The sequence below is a fragment of the Brevibacterium sp. UCMA 11752 genome (genome assembly GCF_021532235.1).
GTDB classification, from domain to species: Bacteria; Actinomycetota; Actinomycetes; order Actinomycetales; family Brevibacteriaceae; genus Brevibacterium; species Brevibacterium antiquum.
Window position 1 is genome coordinate 3265809 of record NZ_JACBOS010000003.1, and the last position, 20826, is coordinate 3286634.

The 20826-nt window shown below is 60.2% G+C and carries 16 protein-coding genes; 9 read left to right on the plus strand and 7 right to left on the minus strand.

Annotation, left to right across the window (positions count from 1 at the left end; translation table 11 throughout):
- Positions 1-385: 385 nt before the first annotated feature.
- Positions 386-2224: a DUF4209 domain-containing protein gene (locus HU144_RS14690; protein WP_235351945.1), complete on the minus strand. Its 1839-nt coding sequence runs from the start codon at positions 2222-2224 to the stop codon at positions 386-388.
- 61 nt (positions 2225-2285) lie between these two features.
- Positions 2286-3365 (minus strand): DUF4238 domain-containing protein, encoded by a 1080-nt coding sequence (locus HU144_RS14695; RefSeq protein WP_235351946.1) that lies wholly within the window; start codon positions 3363-3365, stop codon positions 2286-2288.
- Between the two features lie 268 nt (positions 3366-3633).
- On the opposite strand from HU144_RS14695, the gene HU144_RS14700 reads away from it, so the two are divergent.
- Positions 3634-4557, plus strand: a complete 924-nt coding sequence (locus HU144_RS14700; RefSeq protein WP_235351947.1) for a toll/interleukin-1 receptor domain-containing protein — start codon at positions 3634-3636, stop codon at positions 4555-4557.
- Between the two features lie 481 nt (positions 4558-5038).
- Positions 5039-7330 carry an AAA family ATPase gene (locus HU144_RS14705; protein WP_235351948.1) on the plus strand — a complete coding sequence of 764 codons (2292 nt, stop codon included), beginning with the start codon at positions 5039-5041 and terminating at the stop codon, positions 7328-7330.
- Between the two features lie 881 nt (positions 7331-8211).
- Here the strand turns inward: HU144_RS14705 and HU144_RS14710 are convergent.
- Entirely contained in the window at positions 8212-8427 is a 216-nt protein-coding gene (locus HU144_RS14710) for a helix-turn-helix domain-containing protein (protein ID WP_328284300.1), read from the minus strand.
- Between the two features lie 130 nt (positions 8428-8557).
- On the opposite strand from HU144_RS14710, the gene HU144_RS14715 reads away from it, so the two are divergent.
- Positions 8558-9466 carry a transposase gene (locus HU144_RS14715; RefSeq protein ID WP_235352714.1) on the plus strand — a complete coding sequence of 303 codons (909 nt, stop codon included), beginning with the start codon at positions 8558-8560 and terminating at the stop codon, positions 9464-9466.
- A gap of 320 nt (positions 9467-9786) precedes the next feature.
- Here the strand turns inward: HU144_RS14715 and ychF are convergent, their stop codons facing one another.
- Positions 9787-10872 carry a redox-regulated ATPase YchF gene (ychF, locus tag HU144_RS14720; RefSeq protein WP_235351949.1) on the minus strand — a complete coding sequence of 362 codons (1086 nt, stop codon included), beginning with the start codon at positions 10870-10872 and terminating at the stop codon, positions 9787-9789.
- Positions 10873-10945: 73 nt separating this feature from the next.
- Between ychF and HU144_RS14725 the strand changes: the two genes are divergently transcribed.
- Positions 10946-12130 (plus strand): DNA recombination protein RmuC, encoded by a 1185-nt coding sequence (locus HU144_RS14725; protein WP_235351950.1) that lies wholly within the window; start codon positions 10946-10948, stop codon positions 12128-12130.
- Between the two features lie 12 nt (positions 12131-12142).
- Here HU144_RS14725 and HU144_RS14730 read toward each other — a convergent pair whose 3' ends face one another.
- Positions 12143-13201, minus strand: a complete 1059-nt coding sequence (locus HU144_RS14730; protein WP_235351951.1) for a 4-hydroxy-3-methylbut-2-enyl diphosphate reductase — start codon at positions 13199-13201, stop codon at positions 12143-12145.
- A 189-nt stretch (positions 13202-13390) separates the two neighbouring features.
- Here HU144_RS14730 and xseA point away from each other — a divergent pair, with 189 nt between their 5' ends.
- On the plus strand, positions 13391-14698 hold the full coding sequence (xseA, locus tag HU144_RS14735) for an exodeoxyribonuclease VII large subunit (protein ID WP_235351952.1): 1308 nt from the start codon (positions 13391-13393) through the stop codon (positions 14696-14698).
- A gap of 67 nt (positions 14699-14765) precedes the next feature.
- Positions 14766-15005: an exodeoxyribonuclease VII small subunit gene (locus HU144_RS14740; protein WP_198395354.1), complete on the plus strand. Its 240-nt coding sequence runs from the start codon at positions 14766-14768 to the stop codon at positions 15003-15005.
- 3 nt (positions 15006-15008) lie between these two features.
- Here the strand turns inward: HU144_RS14740 and HU144_RS14745 are convergent, their stop codons facing one another.
- The gene (locus tag HU144_RS14745) at positions 15009-15578 is read right to left on the minus strand and encodes a DUF4245 domain-containing protein (RefSeq protein WP_235351953.1); all 570 of its coding nucleotides are present in this window, start codon (positions 15576-15578) and stop codon (positions 15009-15011) included.
- A gap of 209 nt (positions 15579-15787) precedes the next feature.
- On the opposite strand from HU144_RS14745, the gene glpX reads away from it, so the two are divergent.
- From glpX to HU144_RS14760, 3 genes are all read left to right on the plus strand, one after another.
- The gene (glpX, locus tag HU144_RS14750; RefSeq protein WP_235351954.1) at positions 15788-16912 is read left to right on the plus strand and encodes a class II fructose-bisphosphatase; all 1125 of its coding nucleotides are present in this window, start codon (positions 15788-15790) and stop codon (positions 16910-16912) included.
- Between the two features lie 92 nt (positions 16913-17004).
- Positions 17005-17631: a carbonic anhydrase gene (locus HU144_RS14755; RefSeq protein ID WP_198395353.1), complete on the plus strand. Its 627-nt coding sequence runs from the start codon at positions 17005-17007 to the stop codon at positions 17629-17631.
- 67 nt (positions 17632-17698) lie between these two features.
- Positions 17699-19102, plus strand: a complete 1404-nt coding sequence (locus HU144_RS14760; protein ID WP_198395352.1) for a class II fumarate hydratase — start codon at positions 17699-17701, stop codon at positions 19100-19102.
- Between the two features lie 261 nt (positions 19103-19363).
- Here HU144_RS14760 and HU144_RS14765 read toward each other — a convergent pair whose 3' ends face one another.
- Entirely contained in the window at positions 19364-20671 is a 1308-nt protein-coding gene (locus HU144_RS14765; protein WP_198395351.1) for a PhoH family protein, read from the minus strand.
- Positions 20672-20826: the final 155 nt, after the last annotated feature.

A 20826-nucleotide genomic window follows, 5' to 3' on the forward strand; every position in this document is an offset into this window, starting at 1 on the left:
CCGACCTCTTCCCGCAGACGAAGTGATCAATCGAGAATGGTGCTCTCGTTGTGTCGGCGCAGCACACAACGTCCGCAATAATTCCGCAGCCTCTGGCGACGATGAACTGGAGTGGGCACGTGAGCAAACGCAAACCGACGTACGCTATCTGTCGCGTCGGATGCTCGATCACTACGGCGGCTAAGGCTCAATAGACGACTAGCCACGCCCATCCCAGCTATCGCCCACGGCGAGGATGACACTCTGCGCGAGCTTCACACGTTGAAGCGGAACTCCGTTATTCGTTGAGCCGGACCACCGTATTCAGGCACCTAGAGACATCTGGGCCTCAAGCCGCCTGCGCCGACGGACCGAGGTCGCCGTCTTTACCCTTTGCCTTCGAGTCTCAGCCAGATTCTGTTGACTGGGTCCGAGCGCGGCTGATCATCTCGATGACCGGCCACGTCACCAGGCGCAGACAGAACCACCAAATGTAGAGCGCCGAGTAGCTCCACCCCGAGTTATCATCGAGAAGGCCGTGCGCGACATCGTTGCGCAGGTTCGGACCACCTTGGACGACCAACATTGCCTTCATTTCCATGACCATCCCTGCACCAAAGACGTCCTCGGTCTCGGTCATGTCGAGAAGCGCGTTCAAGCTCTTCTCACTCTCTATGCCGTGCTCATCGACGAACAGCGTGTGCACATCGTGCCGCCTCAGCATGACCCGCACGACCTGCTCCAACTGCGGGACCAGAACAGAGACCGCAGACCCGTAGTTTCCGCCCAAGCCGAGCGCCAGCCCGTCGCCCCACAACGTCTCATGCCCCTCGGGTACCGTGGGCGACTCCACGCACAGCGAGATCATGTACTGCCGACTGAACCGGTGCTCAGTAGTCAGGATCTCTTGCGCAGGCTGGATCATGCCCTTTCCGAGCAACTGGGAATGAAAGAACACCGTCCGGACCATCTCGGCCCACACCGCGTCCTCATCGGCCTGGCCAGAAGACCCGGGCCTCGATGCAATCTTCCGGAAGTCAGAGGAAAACGTAGAGGAACCAAAGATGTGGCTGATGCTGCCCTCCAGCATCTTCGCGGCGTTCTCGCGCGTACTGGCTTCGTCTAGCGGCGGTGCGAGCGCCGCAAATGTAGCGAGCGCGTCGAACTTGTCCGCGTGACCCGAGACTTGCGACCGGGCGTAGGACACGGCGTCAGTCAGATCAACCGGGTCCGACTGGATACGCATCATCTGCTCCATCGACGACTCCCGGCTCTCACGCAGCCGAATGCGGAGGTCGCCGATGAGTTCGTCGAGTCCGTTCTCGAGCCGGTAGGAACGCGGGACGGTTCGGAGGACTGCGATGGCCTTCTCCAGGAAATGGCCCTCGACCAGCGCGCCCGCCTTCGGGTCCGTCTGAATGCGGGAGTCGGCTTCTGCGATGTAGGTCCGCGCAACGCGCTCGGTCGCAGAGTTCGCCGCCGCCGCGTCCGAACCACCAAGCCATGCGAGCGCCTCACGCTCGAGATGGCGTGACAGGCGAGGAGTTACGAACGACGCCTGTGCCGCGAGCGCGAACAGCGCTTCGCGCACCTCAGCGCGCCCGGCAGCGTCGACACGACCGTGCTGGCGCAAGGTTTCCGCGAATCCCACTGTTTTGAAGTTGTCCGTCACCTGGCGGGCCAGGATCTGAGCCTTCAGCACGCCCGACATTTCCTGCACCCGGGCCTTGCCGTTCGCGCCGCTCCGCGCTGCAAGCGCGAAGGCCCGAACCCACGCGTCCTTCCCCACACTGAACCAGACATAGTCCGTCAGCGGCGCGGCCCGGTAGGCGTCGATGGCCCGGTCCAACATCGCGATGTCCGACCGGTCCCCGTAGAACCAGGCGACATCAGCGACCCGAGCCCGAAGATCATCACGTTCGATTAGCGGAGCGATACGTGTAAGCAACGCTACCTGGTCAGCATCAAAGTCCGCCGGTACCACCGTCCGCTTGCCATCGAACTGCATCGCGGGTGTGAACGGCTTTAGCCAGTCATCAACATTCAGCATCGCCGACGACACCGCCGCCAACACCCGCAGCACTAGTTCGTGAAGCCCCCTGACAGCCGGATCGGCAGCCGCCCGCTCAAGATGCGTTGACAACAACTCTGGCGGCTCATAGGTGCCGTCACGCGCCGCCGCCGCCAGCACGTCCTCCCACCACGTCGGGTCGATCGCGTCGCTCACCGAATCTCCCATGCTCATCCGCCACACTCCTCTACCAGAACATTATTGCCGACGAAGCTAGTCCGAGCCTTCTGAGTCGTCATGTCCTCTCCGCACTTCCCCTCGTATCCTGTCGGCCCTCGCGTCCCTTGGGCACGAACAGCGGCTCACCGTCGAAGTCCATGTTGATGAGTCCTCCCATCGGTTTGATGTTGACCAGATCCGGTTCGGGCAGATTGACAGGGACGTACGGCTCGTCCTCGGGGTGGTGAAAGACGTACTCCCTGGCCGACTCCGCGGTTTGCAGATTGAACAGTTTCTCCATTGCTGTGGTCCCGGGCTGGATTCGGTCGATCCGTCCGGCAAGCACCATCTCGCGGAGTTGCTGGACACGCGGATCGTCCGCTCCGCCACCGTCCAGCGTCGCCATGGGATCACTCATGAGCAGCCCCAACTTGCGCGTGAGCGGGAACGTGACTCCCCCTGCCGTCGCGAAGCCGACTCCCTCCCACGGCTCGTCGTCCGGTCGTCGCACCAGACTGACAGGAGCATCCGATGTGATGAGGGATCGTCGGTCGAAGCGAACTAGAGCCCAGGGGCGGGTAGCAAGATAGGACGTCAGCTCGATCGCCGTCTCGACTGCGTTCTGAATGTGAGCCAGGTTGGAGAATCCGATCGGCGGCCCACCGGGCTGGGTGGCCTCGTCCCAGATTCGATCCTCTTGCTCAGGCGTCGGGTCGAATCCGAGATTGTCCCGGATCCAGACACCGACGTTCTTGCGGCCACCGGCACCCACCTCCAGCCGGACCATGGTCGCCCAGATATGCTCGGTCGTCCTCCGGGTATCCGGCCCGCGCACGCTCTGCAACGCCGTGTAGTGGGAGAAGGCCCACCTATTCTCCTCGGAGGGAGGAAACTCGCCGTTGGCGAAGCCCCTGATGATGCCGAGGGCCCGGCCCTCGAGCTCGCTCAGCGCCTTCTCGAACGCATCCGGCTCATCGAACTCACCGACCGTGTGGAAGTGGTTCTGCGCAGCCACGTTCTTCACGCTCGGCGTGTACGGCTGCCGGGAGCGGTCGAGGGGCACAACCCTGAGGCGCGCTTGGTCCGTCGCGAAGCCTCGAAGGTACCCCTGCGGAACATAGTGATGGAGCTTCGCTGTGCACTTCTTGCCGGTCATGCGCGCACCATCACTACGGTCGCACCTGAATCGCCCTCACCGATGTGGCTCCCCCTACGTCGCGCATCTGCGGACCTCTTCGATTTCAATTGCAGACCCCTTCGTCATGACGACAGTCGTCCCGACGGGACCGACAGTCTGAGCGACAAGCGGAAGGAACAGCTCTCTTCCATCCTGTATGAACCAATTATGGTCGGATTCGCCCATATGCTTTAGGGACTGGCGCACATCCAAGACCAGTGCGTTGCCGATCGAAGATGGGAGCCCGGTGGGCGCAGACCTGTTCATCTCGTACGCCTGGACGTCCGACAAGCGCCGAGAGTGGGTACGCCTGCTCGCGGCGCAGCTCAAGGCACTGGGGTTCGATGTACTCATCGACGCCGACGTCGACTACGGCGATGACCTCAACGGCTTCATGCGTCGTGTCGGCGAATCCAGACGCGTGCTGCTCGTGACCGACCGTAACTACGTCGAGCGTGCCGACACCATGCCAGATTCCGGGGTAGGTAAGGAGAACCGCTGGATCGCCGAGCAGTACGCGGACCACGAGGCCGCCTGGCTGTCCGCACTCTTCATCGACAACCATGGATGCACGTTGCCTGCATGGCTTGACGGTCATATGCCCAAGGGATTCGACTTCAACCACTCCCCCGGCAGTCAGCAGCAGTTCCCCGGAGCCGAGCAGATCGAGGATCTGTGGCGCTGGATCACTGGCCTCGCCGCTAACCGCGACAGCGCGACGCCGATCGCGACGCTCCGCGAGCGAGCCACGCGCCTCGAGCAGCAAGACTTGCGCACCAATGCGTCGAAATGGCGCAGTCCTGATCTCGAAGGCGAAGCGCATTTCGAGTACCGCGATGCGACCCACAACACTTTCACTTGGGGCTTCGGCGATGCGGAGTTTGGCTTAAACGTCAGCGGGTGCGGGAATGACTCTGTGTACGTGTATCAGGACGGAATTAAGGCCGTCGGCGTGATCCAAACCGAGCAGACGGAGGACACCGGACTTGCTCATCACCTGACGCCAGGTCGGGCAGTGACTCCCCGCGTTGGCCAGAGCCTCGTGCTGATGAACGAACACGGCCGACTGGCTGTCGTCGACATCATCAAGGTCCAGCGTGAAGACACTAGCGGTCACGAGTACGTCGCCCCGTTCGTCGAGTTCCGCTGGCGGGTCATCGAGTCGTCCTGAGCCTCGCTCCGCCTATGCGCGGAAACCACGGAGGACTCCCGTGGAGGCGCGGTTGATCATCCCCTCCACAGTGTTCCCACACGCACTCGCGAGTCTCGTCAAGATTCAAACAGTCGTCGGACAAGGACGCGCCCCGTCAGTCTCGTAGCCAGATGTCAGTTTGAAAATCTAAATTCCATCGTATCCCCACGGTTTCGTACATCTGCCAACCGCGCCGAGGGCAAAAACGAGACCCGGGAACCCTGGCAACGCTCACCTACAAAAGAGCGCCGAGCCATTCATTGCCAGTCTCGAAAAGCCATCAAGCCACTCCCCCGGCGCGGTCGGTGGTCCCTGCGCCGCGCATCGCGCTGAGTGCCGACAAACTAAATATGTACTCCAGTGTGACGAAGCCAACATTATAATGTCAGGTAGGGCCGCGATGCTGCTCAGGTCGCCTCCCCGTTTTGGTCCGCGCGTCATTAATATCAATGGGGGAAATGTGGAAATAGAGTCAATCATCGTCCAGGCCGACTACTGTTTCGGAGAGAAGCCTCTACGGCTCAACGACCTCAAGAAGGTCAACTTTATTTTCGCCCCTAATGGCGCAGGGAAGTCAACAATCTCAAATATGTTGGCTCAACAGCCAGCCGATGTGACTATGAGGGCAACCTGGGAAGTGGCCGCCACAGATCTCCCTATACGTGTGTTCAACGAGGCTTACCGCTCACGAGTCCTTACAGAGCGCGTGAACGGCATATTCACCATCGGCGACAAATCCGCGGAGATCAACGATCAGATCACTACCTTAGAAGACGAAAATCGGGGACGCGAAAAGAACCGCGACACGTGGCAGACTTCAATTGGTTCGGACTCCAGCCCGAATGACACGCATGGGCTACTTGGACAGATAGAAAGCGCACGGCTTGCGGCGCGAAGCTTGGTCTTCAGCGCCCACAAAGACATTGACGAATCTGTACTCCCCATAGTCTTCGCAGGATTCCGCGGCAATCAAGACAAGTTCTTTGAAGAGGCATGCGGGCGGTTCGGCAAATCGGAGTCCTCGGACTCCAATGCCGGCTGGAAGGCAATCAAAACTCGAGCCCGAACTCTGAGCGGCGACAAAAAGAAGCGCTCGAGACTTCCCGCCATTAAAACGCAGAGTTTGATACCACCTGAGGATGTCGCCGAGGTCGGAAGTAAAAGCCCCCACGGCGGCGGCGGCGAGTTCGCAAAACTTATACAGCATCTTCACAATGAAGACTGGGTGAGCAAAGGGCGAGACTACATTGGCAGGGCGCTGGGGAAGTGCCCGTTTTGTCAAAACCAGGCACCGGTCGATCTTGAGAGTGAACTAGCAAAATATTTCGAGGGCGGGTTCGACGCCGCACTTGAACGCTCGACCAGAATTGCAAGCGAGGTGAAAATCTGCGCTGAGACACTCGAAGTAGAGATCTCTGCCGTAGAAGCCGCAATCAGCGGGCAGTCGGACCTCGATGAAGAGCAATTCAGCACGTCGATTTCTCACGTCCGCGAGGCAGCGAGGCTTCTCTCCTCTCAACTTCGTGAGAGAAGTGCACACCCGACAAGTCCGTTTGACGTCTCGGACGTAAATATAGTGGTCGCGGAGCTTTCGGAGCTCGTCACAGCCGAAAATGAGAGAATCGACCAACATAACCAGATCGTTGAGAATTTCGTAGCAGAGCGTAAGAAACTCGTCGACGATGGCTGGTCCGCGTTCCTGTCCGGTACCGCCGTTAGTATCGAACTAAAGAGGTTCAAGGGGATCGAATCGAAGAAGAAGCAGGCGATCGCCGACCTAAGAACCAAGATCGCGGAAAGCGAACAACAAGACAAGGTCTCGAATCAGAAGATGGGTACCCTTCGAAATTCCATTTCAAATACTGCCGAGGTGGCCGAGAGGATCAATAAGCTCCTAGTAGCGATGGGATTCCACCGCTTCAGCCTAACCAACGTCGACGAATCCAATGGTGGCTACCGCATTGTCCGCGAAGACGGCACCCAGGCATTTGAATCGCTTTCTGAGGGCGAGAAGTCTTTCATTTGCTTCGCCTACTTTTGGGAGTCGCTTTTCGGTAGCGCAGTGGCCAGTGGAGCACCCGAAAATGTAGTGGCTGTAATCGACGATCCGATCTCGAGCCTAGACAGCGATGCCCTTTTCATGATCGCCGCATACATCCGTGACGCCGCCAAGCGGGCTACAAAAGGAGACACCAACCTCCGCCAACTCATAGTCTTGACTCACAACACTCAATTCCATCATGAAGCAGCCTATACCTCGGCTAGGTCTCCGAAAGATCGCCGGTACTTCCGGCTGGTGAAGGACCTGAGCGGGCTCACCACAGTTCGTGACGACGAAAATAGATCCAAGATCCGTGGCAGCTACGCGCTCCTATGGCATTCGGTTGTGGAAGCCGCTCGCGTCGAAGATGAATCTGACTTGGTCCGTGTGGGCGTATTCAACATTGTCAGGCGGATCCTCGAAGGCTATTTCAAGACGATCGGGGATGTAAAAGATTTTGAACGACCCAGCAATGTATCGCCCACCGAAGAAAGAATGGTCTCCCAATTTCACGTATGGGCCAACTCAGGGTCGCACACCATTGCGGACGACATAGACCAGACGATCGACGTCGGACGGACCAAAGACTTCCTCAGGCAGTTCCAGCAATTCTTCGACATACAGGGGCATGGGGCTCACTTCAACATGATGGTGGCAGCAAGTGAGGGTGCAGATCTGTTGGAGCCGGGCAAGCTTTTCGCTCGGTTGTGAAAGCTCTGACCTGTTGCATGGACTATGGGAGCAGGCCATGTCGGCCAGTGGGAGACTGGCTATGTTCCAACGGAGCCTAGTTGTCGGCGACGCAATTGGCACGCCCTCAGGTATTGCTTCGGGCTATGGCCCATAGAAATCCTCCCGTGCTACGCGTCTCCTGGCACGGAACTTCCAACAACGGCGTAGACTTGTTATCACTACATCCCCCACGCCTCTCTTCGATGCGCACTTGGGGGATTTTCTCTACCGAGGTCTCTACTCCAAGAAGAATAGTGATTCACTTCTGTCGTCGGATGACCGAGACAGGAGGCATGACTACCATCGGCGAAGAAACCTTGCTTCGTCGAACCAATCTGTTCGAACCGCACCCGCGCACTGGCGGTGACTCTAATGCACGGGCCGCATGGAGTTTCAGCTCAAAGACAGCGTGCATTCAACAGCTCTGGCAGATCAGCCGAGGCTGGGACGAGATCCATAGCCGGCTTGAGAATGCGAACGACCGCTATTTTATAGTGATCCGGACAGAGATCTGCACGAAGAACCCAAACATCTCGAAGCGAAGCATCAGTTCCACAAGGCCCAGCACATTTGTGCTCATCGCGAGCTAAGCGACTCTCGCGTTCCTGACGACACCGAGTCCTCACGTTGAGCAAGACACTCGAGGACCACCTCGCCCAACAACCCGTGGACCGAACGCGGGTCGAAGAGAACAATCGGCAGATGCTAGCAACGGTACGCGGCCATCGGCTGCGCGGACTTCGCGAAGAGATCGGCCTGACTCGTCTTCTCATGTCCACACAGGGCTGCGGCTACAAGATCAAGTCTCGAACGGGTCCTGTAAACCATTTGTTGCGAACGTTAGGCATAAGCGCGAATCGTTACGGACGAGTCAAAAGTTGTAGAGCCTCGACTTCCAACTGCTTGGCCAGAGCGTCGATCGAATCCAAACTGAGATTGCGCTCCCCACGCTCGATCCCGGCGAGATATCGAGTCGACACTCCGAGCTCCTCGGCGAAAGCTTCCTGCGACAGACGTCGTCCGAGCCGCACATCGCGTACACGCGATCCGAGCACTGTCTTAAGCTTTTCTGCCACCTAACCAGCCTCTAAGCTGGAAGTCATTAGTTCCAGGAAGTTATAGCTTCCAGTTACGTCTCGCAAGAAGACCCTGTTCAACACCAGACCGTGGCCATAGCCAACAACCGGGAGGGAGGCCGTGGTGGCCATGCCCAAATCACCACAGGCCCCCAATGGCAATCAAGAAAGCAGCCTCAATGCCGGGAATATAGACGCTCGGCAATTTGTCCGGCAAAGATCCCACGAGCTGGCGCTGCTCGTTGAATCCTGGGAAATCGCGTCCGACGCGAAACGTCGAACGTGGATCGACCTTGACCTTTACCAGCCGTACGAGGCGTTCGCATCAGGCGAACCCTGTCGCGAATGCGACCGTCCCCTTCTCGACAAGCCATCTATGAACGATCAAGCCGGTACTAGCGCTGCAATCAACGCCGATAACGCCGACTTCCGTTCCAAACACGAGGATTGCCACCTTGGCTTTTGGAACATCGAGAAATGCAGCGTAGAACATTGTCATAGGTGCTGCCCTCCCCTGCCCCTGAGTCCGGACCAACGTGATTTTCTGCGGGATTTGTTGGGCGGGCCTCCCACACCGCGCGTCACCTGGCAACTAAAGATGACCTGCGGGCATGTAGAGCGTTCGGTTGCCGGAAGCAACCCACCATCGACGGCTCGGTGCTCGGAGTGTTCCGTCACGCGCGGCGTAGAAGCAGCTGCTCGAGACGTCTCCGAGGAGGCGAGCGACGCCAATGCAAGCGATCTCGACAAAGATGCCCTCGTGAATCCTCCGTGTCAGCTACTCACCGACGAACAATGGAAACTGGTCAAGCCCATCGTAGAATCTGACATTGCGCGCGGACGCGGACGACCGAGGGTAGACGCTCGAACGGTTGTGGATGCGATCCTGCACCGAGAACACACGGGTATCACATGGCGGGAACTCCCGGTCTCGCTCGGATCGTGGCAGACAGCGGCACGGCGACATCGGCAGCTGACGGCTGATGGAAAGTGGGAAGAGATCCTACGCGCGCTCACAAAGAGCAACGCTGCAGAATGAGCCATCGACGATCTGACGCCCTGAATCAGTCACATGGCGAGTGCCCGAATTTTGAAACAGGTCGAATTTTGAGTCAGCGGCATCAGCCAAAACGAGGTCCAGAACGAGTTTGATTCCCGTACCAACGGTTTCATGCGCATCCGAATTCGGCGAACGTGCAACGACGGAGAGTCAACGGCACAGTTTGCCTCGAGACGCCGGCGGAAACCAGCAAAACCCCGAGATCATCGGATTTTGAGATGAGCTGCAAATGTAGAACCGGAACGCGAGTACCCAGCTCCACGGTAGCCAAAATGTAAAATCCCTGGTCAGAGCCTTATTTATACATTAAAGCGGAACTCAACGACGTCGCCGTCGACCATCACGTATTCTTTGCCTTCCATCCGGACCTTGCCGGCTGATTTGGCTGCGGACATCGAGCCGTTGGCGTCGAGGTCGTCGAAGGAGACGACCTCAGCCTTGATGAAGCCCTTCTGAAAGTCCGTGTGAATAACGCCGGCAGCTTCGGGGGCGGTTGCGCCCTTCGGAATCGTCCAGGCACGGGATTCCTTGGGGCCGGCCGTCAGGTAGGTCTGCAGGCCCAGAGTGTCGAATCCGACGCGTGCCAGCTTGTCCAGTCCGGCTTCTTCCTGGCCGGTGGATTCCAGCATCTCAAGGGCTTCCTCTTCGTCGAGCTCGGCGAGCTCCGACTCGAACTTGGCGTCAAGGAAGATCGCTTCGACAGGTGCCACCAGGGCACGCATCTCTGCTTTCTTCTCCTCGTCAGCCAGCACATCGTCATCGACGTTGAAGACGTAGAGGAACGGCTTGACGGTCATCAGCTGAAGTTCGCGCAATTCCGTGACATCGAACTTGTCGGCCTGCATCGCCTGGTAAAGAGTCTTTCCGCTCTCGAGTATCTCAACAGCGGAGTCGATCGAGCTCAGCTGCTCAGCCGGGGCTCGCTTGCCCTTCACTTCCTTTTCGATCCGCGGCCGCGCCTTTTCCAAGGTCTGGAGATCGGCGAGGATGAGCTCGGTGTTGATGGTATCGATGTCATCAGCGGGGCTGATCTTGCCTTCGACGTGGATCACGTCGTCATCGACGAAACCGCGAATGACCTGGCAGATCGCTTCAGCCTCGCGGATGTTGGCCAGGAACTGATTGCCAAGACCCTCACCTTCGGATGCGCCGCGGACGATGCCGGCGATATCGACGAAGTCGACTGTTGCGTTGAGGATTCGCTCCGAGCTGAAGATCTCTGCCAATCGAGTCAGGCGCGCGTCGGGCAACGGCACCACGCCCACGTTTGGTTCGATCGTCGCGAACGGGTAGTTCGCCGCGAGAACTTGGTTCTTGGTCAATGCATTAAACATGGTCGACTTGCCGACATTGGGCAGTCCCACGATTCCGATAGTTAGAGCCACGGTAGCTAAGTCTATCCCGGCGCCGAGGTGCGGGTCTAAATCTCGTGTCAGTGCCGTCTGTCACGCTTAAGTCATGAATTCTTTCCCCGCCACCGGAGTGATCGTCGTCCTCATCCTGGCGATCGCCATCAGCGTCGTCCTCGGCTTCCTCCTCGGACGCGCGCACACGCGTTCTCGCTATATCGAGCGACTCACGAGAGCGGAGACGACGTCTCGGATCCTCACCAGCCGGACAGAGGATCTGGAAGCCGATGCGCAGATGGCCGGAGAGATCACCGCGGCCATCGGTCCGTTGGCGGCAAGTGTCAATCACCTGCAGGAGAACCTTCAGTCCCAGGACCGAACACAGCTGGAACAGATTACGCGCCTCAATACGCAGATCGGGCACCTGAGCCAACAGAACCTCAGACTGCAGGAGTCCACCGGATCACTGGCAAGCGCGCTGAACTCGACGACTCAGCGTGGAGACTGGGGCGAGGTCCAGCTCAAACGCATCGTCGAATATGCAGGCCTCCTCCCCCACGTGGATTTCGAGACTCAGGTCAGCAGTATGCGTGATGGCAAACGCCATCGCCCCGACATGACCGTGAACCTACCCGGCGGCGGAACGATCATCATCGACGCCAAAACCCCACTGTCTGCCCGGATGGACAGTTCTGACTCCAACGCAGATGATCATGCTCGCGCACTGCTGCGACACATCGATTCGCTGGCATCCAAGGAGTATTGGAAGTCCTTCGACTCGGCCCCGGACTTCGTTGTCTGCTTCGTCCCCACGGACGGGCTGCTGTCCTCGGCCGCGTCCACCTATCCGAAGATGATTGATCATGCTCTCGGCAAGAACGTCGTGCTCGCTTCCCCCGCCACGCTTCTGGTTCTGCTCAAGACCGTGGCGCTCAATTGGCGACAGGCGGACATGAGCACGTCCGCGGCGGAGGTGCTCAAACTCGGCACCGAACTCTACGAACGCATCGGCACTCTGGTCACGCACGTGACGCGGATGGGATCGAGTCTGGATCGATCGGTTGAGGACTACAATCGTTTCGTCTCTTCACTGGAGTCGCGGTTCCTCGTCACTGCCCGAAAATTTCCGAACACGGGAATCGTTGCCACCGAACTCGATGCAGTTGCTGAGCTCGACTCACGCAGCCGCGGAGTCAGTGCTGAAGAACTCACACGGCCAAGCACCGCGGGACAGGATCCATTCGCAGCACAGGATCCCACTGATCTGAGACGTCGCCATACGGGCTCCGACTAGACCAGAGACCGATCAGATCAGGTCGTGATCCCGGTCAGCACCATCACGTTTGTTCGATGTCTTCTTCCCGGCGGCCTTGAGATCCTTGCGCAGTTCGCGCGGCAGGGAGAACATGATGTCTTCCTCCGCTGTGACGATTTCCTCGACCGAGCCGAAGCCGTACTCGGCCAACAGTTCGAGAAGGTCCTGGACCAGTCCTTCCGGCACGCTCGCTCCTGAGGTCACGCCGACCGTTGCGACATCATGGAACCAGGATTCGTCGACCTCTCGAGCGAAATCGACGCGACGTGCGTCCTTGGCCCCGTGCTCCAGAGCAACTTCGACCAGACGCACGGAATTCGACGAATTAGCTGAGCCGACAACCAGAACCAGATCGGACTGCGGGGCGATCTTCTTCACGGCCACCTGCCGGTTCGAGGTGGCATAGCAGATGTCATCGCTTGGAGGGTCCTGCAGGTGGGGGAACCGTTCGCGCAGGATGTTGACCGTCTCCATCGTCTCGTCGACACTCAACGTCGTCTGTGAGAGCCAGACCAGGCTCTCTGCACCGCCGATCTCGACAGTCTTGGCTTCCTCAGGGTTCTGGATCAGCGTGATGTCGTCGGGAGCCTCTCCCATCGTGCCTTCTACCTCTTCGTGACCTGCGTGGCCGACCAGAAGAATTCGGTAACCGTCACGGGCGAATCGAACTGCCTCGCGGTGGACCTTCGTCACCAGTGGGCATGTGGCATCGATCGTGGACAGCTCACGAGCGGCCGCCTCGGCGTGCACCGCAGGAGACACACCGTGCGCGGAGAACACAAGTCGAGCGCCCTCGGGAACTTCATCAGTCTCGTTGACGAAGACGGCGCCGCGTTCGGAGAGGGTGTCGACCACATGACGGTTGTGCACAATCTCCTTGCGCACGTAGACGGGAGCACCATAGTGCTCGAGTGCGCGCTCGACGGCGATCACTGCGCGGTCAACACCGGCACAGTATCCGCGCGGGGCGGCCAGAAGCACCTTCTGGTCAGTGCCTTCGGGCGTCCGGATGTCCTCCGGAGCAAGACGCTTGCGCGGGATGGTAGGCATAGGTACAGATATCGCAGTCACAAGCTCAGTTTAGGCCGGGGACCTGAACAACGGCTACAAACGTGAAGCAATCCACATCACACGCGCCCACCATCCGGAATCCATCCCCGACCGCCTGAGTTCCTGCGCGGCGATGATTCGCCATGTCACCACCGTTCGTTAGGGTGGTGGATTGGAAGGGGAGACAACATGGCGCAACGAATTTCCGGCACTCCCGGGACCCTCGGCGAAACAGTCGACGCTCAGGAACTGGCTGCGACAGCGGGCGAGACGACAGCGGAGAACCCGTGGCCCCTGAGTCTGCTCTCAAGCAAGATGAAGTCGTATATCGATCGCATGTCGAGTGTGTGGATCGAGGGACAGGTTGTCGAGCTCAATCACCGCGGCAAGGCCAGCTACCTGACTCTGCGTGATACCGATGTCGAAATGTCGTTGCCGGTCCAGATCTGGAAGAACGTCCTTGAGCGCACCGGCGCACCGCTGTCGGAAGGCAGCCATGTCGTTGCCAACCTCAAGGCAGATTTCTGGACGAAGACCGGTCGTCTGACCATGCGGGCCAATGACATCCGGGCCGTCGGCCTCGGTGAGCTTCTTGCCCGGCTCGAACGGTTGAAGAAGCAACTCGGAGCAGAGGGCCTGTTCGACCCCAGCAGAAAGATGCGTCTGCCGTTCCTGCCCAATCGGATCGGCCTGATCACCGGCAGGGACTCCGATGCTCAGAAAGACGTCGTTCGCAATGTCCACCTGCGCTGGCCTGCCGCCGCGTTCGAAATCCGCAACTGCGCCGTCCAAGGCCCCGACGCCGTACCAGGAGTGATGAAGAACCTGGCCGAACTCGATGCCGACCCACAGATCGACATCATCGTCATCGCTCGCGGCGGTGGGAGCATGGAAGACCTGTTGCCGTTCTCCAACGAGGCCCTGGTCCGGGCCGTGTCTGAGGCGAACACTCCCGTCGTGTCGGCGATCGGCCACGAGGCCGACCGCCCGATCCTCGATGAAGTTGCCGATATGAGAGCATCGACTCCCACCGACGCAGCAAAACGCATCGTGCCGGATGTGGCCGAGGAGGCAATGAACCTGCTGCGCGCGCGGGCGGAACTCGATGCCGCCGTCAACCGGATCATCGACCGGGAGCAGGAGATGCTCACCGCGGTCCGATCACGTCCGGTGCTGGCCGAGCCGCAGACTATGGTGACCGCCCACGAAGAGCAGCTGCGGCTGGTCCGTCGACGCAGCTTTCAGGCGACGACGACGCGCATCATGCAGGGGCAGACCGAAATCAACCACCTGCGTTCACAAGCACGCTCGCTCTCCCCGTTACGGACGCTCGAACGCGGCTACGCCGTCGTTCAAAGCGATGACGGCCAAGCCATCAGAGACTCGGCCGAGGTCACAGCCGGCGACGGCGTCCACGTGCGTGTTGCGCACGGCCGCTTCGATGCCGAGGTGACGGCCGTACAGGAGAGCACAGATGGCAGCCAGGCAACCGAGTGATGATAGTGCCCGGCCCCACCACATTCGATCAGATATCGGCACAGACAATCCCGCAAAGGACGCAATCATGACAGAACCAACAGCCCAGCAGAACCAGGCTGACATCAGCACCCTCAGCTACGAACAGGCACGAGAAGAACTGGTCGGAATCGTCAAACGGCTGGAGGCAGGAAACCTACCGCTGGAGGACTCACTGAGTCTGTGGGAACGCGGCGAAGCCCTAGCCGACCGTTGCCAGGGATGGCTCGATGGGGCACGTGAGCGCCTCGACAAGGCGCGCGAAGAATCCTCGGACGACGAGGACTGAGCCTCACTTCAGCTGTGAGGCAACCTGCTTCGCGAAGGCGTCGATGGTGTCGGGCGTCGCGATTGCGGTGATGACGACGAAAGTGTCGCCCTTGCCTGTGACCCAATATTCCTTGGCGTCCTCAGTCCGATAGATTTGGAAGTCAGAGCCGCCGACGGTCACCGTCTCAGCAGCAATCGCATCATCGACCTGGTTCTCGGCCCAGTTCTCGGTGGCCTTGGCCTGCTCAATGCTCACCCATTGCCGCTCAGTTCCGACGAAGGACATGTACCAGGAAGTGTGGTCGGATTCGCCCACACGGTCCAAGTTCGCCTCGTTCGAGGTCCACCCGCTCGGGATTTCAGGCACGATGAGATCGAAGTCGGCGCTGTCCTGGGACTGCTCCGCAATCGTCTGGTAGTCGACCACACGCTGGGAGTCGACCTCTGGCTGAGGGGCGATCAGCAGAACCACTGCGACGACGGCCAGGCAGGCGAAGATCGCAATGATCATATTGACCCAGTTCGAGTTCTTCCGAAGGAAGCGCATCTCTTCCCTGGACCCCGGGAGCATCACTCCGGACTCGTCAGCCATTGGCACTCCCTCGGGACCGGCATCCATGCGCGTCACGGGTGCCTGCGTTCCCACAGTGTTGGTATCAGATTGGGCGTTCACATCGCCATTGTCCTCGGGGAAGGCTCCAAGGGCCAATCCTGGGCGGGCTTTCATGATGGCGGCCACAGTCACGGTGCGAAATCGTCCCGATGTCGGCGCCGAACGTGTGGGGTGGCACAATTGGACTTATGAGTGACTCCAATGAATCTGCTGACGTGAAATCTCATCATGAACGAGGCCGAGTGGATGCCGAGGCTCCTCCCGTCGCTGTGACGGATGCCTGGTCCCAGAAAGCACAGGTCGGAGCCGACGCTCCCGACCGCAACCTCGCCCTCGAACTCGTCAGAGTCACCGAGGCCGCCGCTATCGCAGCTGCCCCCTGGGTGGGCCGCGGCGACAAGATCGCTGCCGACGGTGCCGCTGTCGCCGCAATGCGCAACGTCATCTCGACCGTCCGCATGGCCGGTCGAGTCGTCATCGGCGAAGGCGAGAAGGACGAAGCGCCGATGCTCTTCAACGGTGAGCAGGTCGGCGACGGCGGAGGCCCCCACTGCGATGTGGCCGTCGATCCGATCGACGGCACCCGCCTGACCGCACTGGGGATGCCCAACGCCATTTCGGTCATGGCTGTCACCGAAGACGGTGCCATGTACGACCCGTCGGCTGTCTTCTACATGGAGAAGCTCGTCACCGGCCCTGCTGCCGCCGATGCCGTCGACCTGCGTCTGCCTGTTGCAGAGAACATCCGCCGCGTCGCCAAGGGCAAAGGCACGAATGATCCAGCTTCTGTGACCGTGATGATCCTCGATCGTCCGCGCCACCAGACAATGATCGACGAGATCCGCGCCGCTGGGGCCCGCATCCAGCTCATCACCGATGGTGATGTCGCCGGTGCCATCGCCGCCTGCCGTCCCGGTACCGGTGTCGACATGCTGATGGGAATCGGCGGCACCCCCGAGGGCATCATCACCGCCTGCGCGATCAAGGCACTGGGCGGAGTCATCCAGGGCCGTCTGTGGCCACAGGACGATTCCGAGCGTGAGGCTGCGGCTGCAGCCGGGCTCGACGTCGATAAGGTGCTCAACACCGATGACCTCGTCACCGGTGACAACAGCTACTTCGTGGCCACAGGCATCACCAACGGCGACCTGCTCGACGGTGTGAAGTTCGACGGCGGACACGTCACCACTCACTCGCTGGTCATGCGCTCGAAGTCAGGAACCGTGCGTTCGGTCTTCGCCGAGCATCAGGCAGCGAAGACCCACTCGTATGTCGAGGCCGCCGAGGAGGCAGCCCGCCGAGGACTCATCTGAGCCCACCCTCTGATATCCACCCCGGTCACTGTCGAATTCGGACACCACCGATTCGATCCCTGGCCTGACAACCGGAAGTTAGGATCTCTCTGATGCCGAACGAGGCATGGAACCGTCTGCTCGAAGGCAACCGTCGCTTCGTCGATGATGTCCCGCAGCACCCCAATCAGGACACCGCTCGGCGTGAGGCACTGTCGAACAACCAGATGCCGTTCGTCACCCTCTTCGGCTGTTCGGATTCTCGAGTCGCAGCGGAGATGATCTTCGACGTCGGCCTCGGCGACATGTTCGTCGTGCGCAATGCCGGACAGGTCGTCGATCCCGTGACCCTCGGCTCCCTCGAGTATGGGGTCGAAATTCTCGGCACTCCCCTTCTTGTCGTGCTCGGTCACGACAATTGCGGCGCGGTGACGGCGGCGTACAACTCCTACGACTCCGGAGAGACTCCCCCCGGGTTCATCTCCGACGTCGTAGCCCGGATCCTGCCTACTGTGGCCAGGGCACGCAAACACAACCGCACAACCGTCAATGAGACGGTCGCGCAGAACACCATGGACACCGTCGAGAAGATCATGCAGCTCTCTGCCATCATCTCCCGCGCAGTCGAAGAAGGTCGCCTTATCATCGTCGGCCTGACCTACCAGCTGCATGACGGTCGCACAACGGTCGTCGCGCAGCACGGCGGTGACGAAGACGCGGTCTCGACCCACTTCGCTTGACCACGGCCGCATCTGCGGCCGACAAACTAAGACGAATAGCCCAGACACCATGTCGGAAAGGACAACTATGAGCGAAGAATTTCGCATCGAACACGACACCATGGGAGAAGTGAAAGTTCCCAAAGATGCCCTGTACAGCGCACAGACACAGCGCGCCGTGCAGAACTTCCCGATCTCCGGCAAAACCCTGGAATCGGCGCACATCGCCGCTTTGGCTCAGGTGAAGAAGGCAGCCGCGAAGGCCAACCTGGAACTCGGAGTCCTCGATGCTGACCGGGCCGGAGCCATCCAGAAGGCCGCCGAGGCGGTCATCGCCGGCGAATACGACGCCCACTTCCCCATCGACGTGTTCCAGACCGGTTCGGGAACATCGTCGAATATGAACACCAACGAGGTTCTTGCCTCCCTAGCGACGAAGGCTCTGGAATCCCAGGACATCGACGTTCACCCCAATGACCACGTCAACGCTTCGCAGTCCTCGAACGACGTGTTCCCCACCTCGGTGCACGTCGCCGTGACCCAGGCACTGGTCAACTCGCTGATCCCGGCTATGGAGACCTTGGCGACCTCGCTGGAGAAGAAGGCGAAGGAATTCGCCCAGGTCGTCAAGTCAGGCCGCACCCACCTCATGGATGCCACCCCGGTGACGCTGGGGCAGGAATTCGGCGGCTATGCCGCCCAGGTCCGCTACGGAATCGAGCGCATCGAGGCATCACTGCCACGTGTGGCCGAGGTTCCTCAGGGCGGAACTGCTGTCGGCACCGGCATCAACACCCCTGCCGGATTCTCCGCACGCGTCGTCGAGATCCTCGCCGAAGAGACCGGACTTCCCATCACGGAAGCACGCAACCACTTCGAGGCCCAGGCCAACCGCGACGGACTCATCGAAGCCTCGGGCCAGCTGCGCACGATCGCCTACGGCTACATGAAGATCTGCAACGATCTGCGGTGGATGGGATCGGGACCGAACACCGGCCTCGGCGAGATCGCCATCCCCGACCTGCAGCCCGGTTCCTCGATCATGCCCGGCAAGGTCAACCCTGTCATCTGCGAAGCCACGATCCAGGTCGCAGCCCAGGTCATCGGCAACGACACCACCGTTGCGCTGTCGTCGACAAATGGCGCCTTCGAGCTCAACGTCGGCATTCCTGTCATGGCGTCAAACCTGCTCGAATCCATTCGGCTGCTCGCGAACTCCTCGACCGTGATGGCCGAGAAGATGATCGACGGGCTCCAGGCCAATGAGGAACGCGCCCGCTTCCTCGCCGAGGCGAGCCCCTCCATCGTGACTCCGCTGAATAAGGTCATCGGCTACGAATCGGCGGCGAAGATCGCCAAGCACGCCGTGGCCAACAAGATGACGGTCAAAGAAGCCACCATGGATCTCGGCTTCGTCTCCGACGGCTCCATCACCGAGGCTGACCTCGACAAGGCACTCGACGTCACCACGATGATCGGCGACTACAAGTAAGTCACACAGACTGCGAGTAGGCCACACAGATTGCGAGTGGTCCACACAGCAGACGTCGCTCAGCACAGGGGGCCGGTTGCCAGGACATCACATCCTGGCAGCCGGCCCCTTGCGTTCACCTCATCGAGCGCACACCGCAGCGTCGAGAGCGGACTCCCTGAACTCGCCCCTCAAGGCCACGGTCGCCCATCGACGCTGAAGTCGGCTATCGACTGCGCCGTCGCCTCTCGAGTCGCCGGTGCGCGCGGCGCGCTGCGCAGGCTAGGAGCGGAAGGGATCGAACTCCTCGAGCACATCGGTGACCAGGGCTGCGATCTCGGAGCGCTCCGACCTGGTCAGGGTGACGTGGGCGAAGAGGTCATGGCCCTTGAGCTTCTCGATCACAGCGGCGACGCCGTCATGTCGACCCACTCGAAGATTGTCTCGCTGAGCCACATCGTGGGTCAGCACCACCTTCGAATTCATACCGATGCGTGAGAGCACCGTCAGCAGCACATTGCGTTCCAGCGACTGTGCCTCGTCGACGATGACGAACGCATCATGCAAGGACCGGCCGCGAATGTGGGTGAGCGGCAGAACCTCGAGCAAGTCACGGTTCATCACCTCTTCAATGACGTTCTTACTGACCAGAGCCCCAAGTGTGTCGAAGACCGCTTCTGCCCACGGGTTCATCTTCTCGCCCTCGCTGCCGGGGAGGAACCCGAGGCTCTGTCCGCCTACGGCATAGATCGGGCGGAAGACCATGATCTTCGAATGCTTGCCTTCCTCGAGGACCTTCTGCAGGCCGGCCATGAGGGCGAGTGCGGACTTCCCCGTTCCGGCTCGCCCTCCCAAGGACACGATTCCCAGCGCATCGTCGAGGAGCATGTCGATGGCTACTCGCTGCTCGGCGGAGCGGCCATGGACACCGAAGATGTCACGATCGCCGCGCACCAGCGACACCCGCTTGCCCGAGCGGACACGACCGAGTGCGGAACCACGTGGTGAGGTGATGACGACGCCGGTGTTGACGACCTCATCGGAGACCGCCTGGGTGGTGGCCCACCCTTCTTCGTAGAACTGCGACATCTCGGCCTCGTCAAGTGACAGTTCGCTCATCCCCGTGAATCCGGAATCGGTGGCCAGCTCCGCCAGATACTCCTCGGCGTGCAGCCCGAGGGCCGAAGCCTTCACGCGCATCGGCACGTCCTTCGTGACCACGATGACGTCCTGGCCTTCAGCCGCCAGATTCCGGGCCACGGCGAGGATGCGAGTGTCGTTCTCCGAACGATCGAAGCCGATCGGCATCGTCGATGCATCGACGTGATTGAGTTCGACTCGCAATGTGCCGCCGGCATCACCGACAGGGATCGGCTCATCGAGCCGGTCGAATTCGGAACGGAAGTCATCGAGGATGTGCAGTGCCTTGCGGGCGGTGAAACCGAGTTCCGGATGGTTGCGTTTGGCTTCCAGCTCGGAGACGACGACAAGCGGAATGACGAGATGGTGTTCTGCGAATCTCAACAGTGCCCCCGGATCGGAGAGCAGCACCGAGGTGTCGAGAACGTAAGTGTGGGTATGTGCGGTCATGAGGACCCCTGTGGCGTGAGTACCGCCGAGATCCGAGTCTTGACATCCCCCTGATCTCGGGTTGGTGTCGACCAACTACTGCCAACCTATCCCCGAATCGATGCCGACTGAGTGACGGCACGCGTGTTCGGGAGAGTCGTGGGCGTGAACTTCGT